The sequence below is a fragment of the Streptomyces sp. 13-12-16 genome (assembly GCF_002114215.1).
In the GTDB taxonomy this organism is placed as follows: Bacteria; Actinomycetota; Actinomycetes; order Streptomycetales; family Streptomycetaceae; genus Streptomyces.
This window is the reverse complement of the sequence record NZ_NCTE01000551.1, coordinates 1-3,474: the sequence shown is the minus strand read 5'-3', so window position 1 is coordinate 3,474 and position 3,474 is coordinate 1. Positions and strand designations below refer to the sequence as shown.

Sequence of the window (3,474 nt, the reverse complement as noted above, 5' to 3'; positions counted from 1 at the left end):
CCCCTGGCCCGGAGCGACCCCGGCCGGCCCGGCCGCGGGCGTGCCCCGCACGGCACCGCCGGACTGCCCGCCGTCCGGGGCGACGGCCTCCGTGGAGTCGTCCTCCGGATGCGGCCGGGCCTGCTCGGGGATGCCGTCGATGCCGTCCGGCACGCGCTCGGCCGGCAGCTCCCGTGTGCCGCGTTCTTCGTCCCGCACCGGCCCGTCCTCGCTCCTCACGCCGGCCCGGGTCCCGCGCCGCGCTGTTTGTAGAGGCTGATCGACACGGTCTTGTCCTCGTCCACGGCGGAGGAGACCTTGCCCGCGAGCGCGGACAGGACGGTCCAGGCGAAGGTGTCCCGCGAAGGGGCGTGACCGTCCGTGGTCGGCGCCGAGACGGTCACCTCGAGCGAGTCGTCGACGAGCCGGAAGACACAGCTGAGCACCGAACCCGGCACGGCCTGCTGGAGCAGGATCGCGCAGGCCTCGTCGACCGCGATGCGCAGGTCCTCGATCTCGTCGAGGGTGAAGTCCAAACGGGCCGCGAGGCCGGCCGTGGCCGTACGCAGCACCGACAGGTAGGCCCCCGCGGCCGGCAGCCGGACTTCCACGAAGTCCTGGGTCGCGGGCTCGCCTGCGATCTGGGACACCCTCACCTCCAAGGTGGTACAAGCGTTTCAGGGCCTGGTTCGCCCCCGGGTAACGCGCTACGTGGTTCAGCGGTGACGCTATCGCGCTCTCGACGGTCCTGTCCCCGGGACCCCGACCCGTATGCTGTCACTCATAGTAAAACTATGAATACGCTCCGTGGCTAGGGGTCTGCGGCTCCCAAATGGGAAGAGCGCGCGCCGCATTGACGTACCCAGACGTCAGACAGTCGAACCGTCCGGCACCGGGGTCGCTCCGGGTCACACCAGCACGTGGTCCACGAAGCACCAGCGCCAGTCCTCGCCGGGCTCATGGGTCCGCATCACGGGGTGGCCGGTTTCCTTGTGGTGTTCCGTGGCGTGCCGGTTCGGCGAGGAGTCGCAGCACCCGACGTGGCCGCAGGTGAGGCAGAGGCGCAGCTGCACCGGATCGGTGCCGTCACGCAGGCACTCCGGACACGTCTCACCGAGCGGGACGGGTTCCGGGTGCGGCAGCGCGTCGGCGTGCGTGCACTGTTTCATGATTGCCAGATTACGACGCCCGCGCGGGGAGCCGCGCGGAAAAACGAGGGTGGGCCGGACATGGATGTGATGCCGCTGCTGTTGCTGGTGGCGGGCAGCGCCGCGATCGCCGCGGCTGCCCGGCGCACCCCGGTGCCGCCACCGCTGCTGCTGGTCGCCGCCGGGCTGGCGGTCAGCTGCCTCCCGGGCGTGCCCGGGTACACGCTCGACCCGCACATCGTCCTGCCGCTCATCCTGCCCCCGCTGCTGCACACGGCGGCCACCGACAGCTCCTACCTCGACCTGCGGGCGCAACTGCGGCCGGTGGCGCTGCTGTCGGTGGGGTACGTGCTGTTCGCGACGTTCGCCGTCGGCTGGGTCCTGTACCTGATCGTGCCGGGCCTGCCGCTGACCGCGGCGCTGGTGTTCGGCGCCGTGGTGGCCCCGCCGGACGCGGTCGCGGCGACGGCGGTGGCACGCCGGGTGGGTCTGCCGTCGAGGATCACCACCATCCTCCAGGGCGAGTCCCTGCTGAACGACGCCACCGCGATCACCGCGTTCCGGGTGGCCGTGGCGGCCGCGGTCGGCGAGGGCGCCACCTGGGCCGGGGGAGTCGGCGAGTTCCTGCTCGCGGCGGTCGGCGGGCTGGCGGTCGGCCTGGTGCTGATGGCACCGCTGCACTGGCTGCGCACCCACGTGAAGGAGGCGCTGCTGCAGAACACGCTCTCCCTGCTGATCCCGTTCGTCGCCTACGCCGCCGCCGAGCAGGTGCACGCCTCCGGCGTCATCGCCGTGGTGGTCGTCGCCCTCTACCTGGGGCACCGCGCGTGGGAGGTCGACTTCGCCACCCGCCTCCAGGAGGACGCGGTGTGGAAGATGGTCGCGTTCGTCCTGGAGTCCGCGGTGTTCGCGCTGATCGGACTGCAACTGCCCGTCGTCCTGAGGGGACTCGGCGAGTACGAGGGCATCGACGCCGCCTGGTACGCGGTCGCCGTCTTCGCGGTGGTCGTCGTGATCCGGTTCCTCTGGGTGTACCCGGCGACCTGGCTGCCGCCGATGCTGTCGGCGAAGATCAGGGAACGCGAGGGGAGGCCCGGCTGGAAGGCGCCGTTCGTCATCGCCTGGGCCGGAATGCGGGGCGTGGTCTCGCTGGCCATCGCCTTCTCGATCCCGGTCGCCACCGAGGGCGAGGACTTCCCGCAGCGCAACCTGCTGCTCTTCCTGACCTTCACCACCGTCATCGGCACCCTGGTCGTGCAGGGGCTGACGCTGCCCCCGCTGATCCGGGTGCTCAAGCTCCCCGGGCGCGACGTGCAGGCCGAGACCCTGGCCGAGGCCAACGCCCAGGCGCAGGCATCCCGGATCGCCGAGCAGCGCCTGGACGAGCTCCTCGCCGACGAGCGCAACACCCTGCCCGCACCGCTCGCCGAACGCCTGCGCACCGTCCTGGAGCGCCGCCGCAACGCCGTCTGGGAACGGCTCGGGCAGGTCAACCCGGTCACCGGGGAGTCGGTGGACGACACCTACCGGCGGCTGTCCCGGGAGATGATCAGCGCGGAGCGCGAGGTGTTCGTCCGCCTGCGCGACGGCCGCTACATCGACGACGAGATGCTGCGCGTGCTGCTGCGCCGACTGGACCTGGAGGAGGCGGCGGCGTTCCGGGAGACGACCTAGCCGCCCGGGGCCTGTCCGGCGGATCGGGCCGGAGGAGACCGGTGGCGCCTCGCAGCCCGGGCGAGCGCAGCCGAGCGTGGGGGAGTGTCCGGCCGCGAGGCGGAGGAGGGAGCCGATGAGATGGAGGCCCTCCTGCTCAAGCGGAAGCGAGAGCGGGGGAGAGACCGAGCGCGGGGGGAGCCGGCAACCGGCGACGACGCCGCCGGGGGGTACCGTCCACGCCCTTTCGGACAGTGGGGGAGGGCGTGCGGACCCCGCGGCTGCGGCACGACCCGCCGGACAGGCCTCAGGGGAAGGGCCGCCCGGTGATCACCGCGGCGACCGTGCTCCCGCGCGGGAACGCGTTCTCCTCGACCAGGGCGACAAGGGCATAGAGCAACTTGGCGACATAGAGACGTTCGACCGGGATGCCGTGGCGGTGCTCGAAGTCCTCGGCGAACACGTCGAGTTCCGCGGGAACACGGGCGTAGCCGCCGAAGTGGAAGCGGTCGTCGAGGCTCCAGTCGCCGCGCGGGCCGCCGAACGCCTCGCTCTGCAGGGCCCGTACGTCATCGGCCAGGAAGCCGCCCTTGAGCACGGGTATGCCCAGCGCGCGCGTCCCGCCGCCGAGCCCGGCGGCCAGCCCGGCCAGCGTGCCGCCGGTGCCGCAGGCCACCGCCGCCACGTCCGCCCG

At 72.5% G+C, this 3,474-nt stretch carries 3 protein-coding genes and 2 pseudogenes; 1 reads left to right on the top strand and 4 read right to left on the bottom strand.

The genetic code is table 11. The annotated features are described in order from the left end of the window. From B7767_RS48225 to B7767_RS22395, 3 genes and pseudogenes are all read right to left on the bottom strand, one after another. Positions 1-198 (bottom strand): annotated as a pseudogene (locus B7767_RS48225) (RNA polymerase subunit sigma-70); the annotation flags it as partial. Positions 199-215: 17 nt separating this feature from the next. Continuing rightward, the gene (locus B7767_RS22400; RefSeq protein ID WP_004925829.1) at positions 216-629 is read right to left on the bottom strand and encodes an anti-sigma regulatory factor; all 414 of its coding nucleotides are present in this window, start codon (positions 627-629) and stop codon (positions 216-218) included. 258 nt (positions 630-887) lie between these two features. After that, positions 888-1,148, bottom strand: coding sequence for a UBP-type zinc finger domain-containing protein (locus B7767_RS22395; RefSeq protein WP_030860259.1), 261 nt, complete (start codon positions 1,146-1,148; stop codon positions 888-890). Positions 1,149-1,208: 60 nt separating this feature from the next. Here B7767_RS22395 and B7767_RS22390 point away from each other — a divergent pair, with 60 nt between their 5' ends. Then, on the top strand, positions 1,209-2,801 hold the full coding sequence (locus B7767_RS22390) for a Na+/H+ antiporter (protein ID WP_085573773.1): 1,593 nt from the start codon (positions 1,209-1,211) through the stop codon (positions 2,799-2,801). 286 nt (positions 2,802-3,087) lie between these two features. On the opposite strand, the pseudogene B7767_RS22385 reads toward B7767_RS22390, so the two are convergent. After that, a pseudogene (locus B7767_RS22385) lies at positions 3,088-3,474 on the bottom strand (1-aminocyclopropane-1-carboxylate deaminase); the annotation flags it as partial.

Bases quoted from the DNA above. Each gene is read 5' to 3' on its own strand.
- B7767_RS22395 (WP_030860259.1), bottom strand. From the start codon at position 1,148: ATGAAACAGTGCACGCACGCCGACGCGCTGCCGCACCCGGAACCCGTC.
- B7767_RS22390 (WP_085573773.1), top strand. From the start codon at position 1,209: ATGGATGTGATGCCGCTGCTGTTGCTGGTGGCGGGCAGCGCCGCGATC.